This is a genomic window from Actinoplanes sp. ATCC 53533, from assembly GCF_003947245.1.
The window spans coordinates 1-1,952 of sequence record NZ_QHHV01000508.1; the positions used below are offsets into that span (position 1 = coordinate 1).

3 protein-coding genes are annotated in these 1,952 nt (G+C 65.1%); all 3 read left to right on the forward strand.

Annotation, left to right across the window (positions count from 1 at the left end; translation table 11 throughout):
• Positions 1 to 365: Crp/Fnr family transcriptional regulator (locus tag DMB66_RS59635; protein ID WP_148112960.1), on the forward strand; the 365-nt coding region annotated here is incomplete at its 5' end.
• Between the two features lie 77 nt (positions 366 to 442).
• Entirely contained in the window at positions 443 to 1,186 is a 744-nt protein-coding gene (locus DMB66_RS59640) for a hypothetical protein (protein WP_125812679.1), read from the forward strand.
• On the forward strand, positions 1,183 to 1,952 hold a 770-nt coding region (locus DMB66_RS59645; RefSeq protein WP_148112961.1), incomplete at its 3' end, for a hypothetical protein. The genes DMB66_RS59640 and DMB66_RS59645, both read left to right, overlap by 4 nt.

Consider the following 1,952-nt stretch of genomic DNA (forward strand, 5'->3'; position numbering starts at 1 on the left):
TCGCCGCGTCGGTGTTCCGTCAGCGTTTGCGTCAGAACCCGGACGCGTTGTTCGCAGTGCTTTCCGCCGTGATCGGAAGGCTCCGCGAGTCGGACCGGCGACGTCTCGAATTCGCCGGTTTCGACGTCCTCGAGCGGGTGTCGCTGCTGCTTGCCGAGCTGGCCCGCACCCATGGCGAGGCCGCGCCCGGCGGTGCAGTGGTCATAGGTCTGCGCCTGTCGCAGGAGGAAGTCGCCGGTGCGACCGGCGCTTCTCGGGAAGCCGTCGCAAAGGCACTGCGACAGCTGCGAGACCGCAGGGTGGTCACCACCGCTCGGCAGCGGATCGTCGTCCTCGACCTCAACGCTCTGAGACCGCGCCTCTGAACGCGTATTTGTGCACAGACGCCGACCGGTGCCGGAGATAGACACACCGAAGTGTCTATTGCTGAGGAGCGTCACTCATGGGCGTACCGCAACACTTCTCCATCGTCATCCTGGACGTGGAAGGCTCTGGGGAACTTTCCGGCCCGGAGAAGAAACAGGTCAGGGAAGACCTCTACGCCATCCTGCGCCGGGCGCTGGAGCTAAGCGGCATCGGCACGGCTTCGTTGCGGAGCGAAGACCGCGGCGACGGCGTCTACCTGCTCGTTTCCGCTGAGGTCTCCAAGCGGCTCCTCGTGGAGCCCTTCATCGGAGCTGTCGACGCCGAATTGGCAGAGCGTCGGGTGGGTCAGCCGGGCCTGCGCCTGCGCCTCGTAGTGCACCACGGCGAGGTGCTGCTGGACGAGGAAGGCTCAAGCGGCCGGGCGGTCGATACGGCCTTCGCGATGGTGGATTCCCCGCAGCTGCGCGAGGCACTACGAGATGCCAAGAAAGGCCGAATGGCGGTCGTTGTCCCGGAGGATCTCTACCTGAGTGTCGTTCGCGGATATCCCACTCCTGACCCGCAGAAGTTCCGGATGCGTCAGCTGGAGACCAAACGTGGGCGCCTGCGCACCTGGGTCATGGTCACCGGTGCAGCCGAGCAACCAGGCAGCGGCGGGACCACTCCGAATACGTCCACACCACCGGTACCTCGGCCGCAGCCGTCCATGCATGTCGGTGACGACTACACCGTCGGGACCAGCGTCGGCAGCTTCATGGGCCGCAACTCCGGATCCGTCACGTTCGGGAACGGATCACAGGACACCGGCGGCGATCGATGACCGGTGACCGGAGTGGCGAACCGCTTGATGGAAAGCCGACAACCGCGGCGAACGAGAATACGACGACGGACGACGCCGCGACGAAGACCGATGAGGACGCCGAGCACGGCCCACCTCGCCTTTCACAGGGATTGCTGGATGAGGCTGACGCTCTAGCGGCGGGCTCTCGAGCACTGGCGGAGGCATCCCGGACTTTCCGGCTCCAGACCAACCAACAGATCAATAACTTCTTCAGTACGTCTGCCGATGGGCAGACGCTGTCGCTGGCCGTGCTGTCCGCCGACACCCTTGCCCGGGTCCGGGGTTCATTCGTCCGTCCGCGGGAGTATCCGGCACTATGGGACCGGTTGCTTGATCAGAATTTGGTCGTCCTCAGCGGTGGGCATGGCTTCGGGAAGCGGCACGCCGCTATCCACGCGCTGGACGCGATCTGTGACGGCCGAGTGCAGGAGTTCGGCGCCGACACCATGGCCGACGTGGCAGTCGCCGCACTGTCTGAGGACACCGGCTATCTCTGGACCGGACTAGCCGACAACGTCACGGCCGAGGCGCACGAGGCCGAGCTTCTGCGAGAGGCTCTGCGGATCCGGCGATCGCGAATGGTCATCATCTGGCCGGGCGGCGCGAAGTGGCCATTCGAACTTCGTGAGCTTCTGCAGATCTTCACGGTTGCGCCGGATCTGTCGGCAGTGCTGAGACAGCATCTGCAGGTCGATCTCGAGGATGATCCGCCGGCCGTGGCAGCGATCAACGCTCTTCTCGCCGA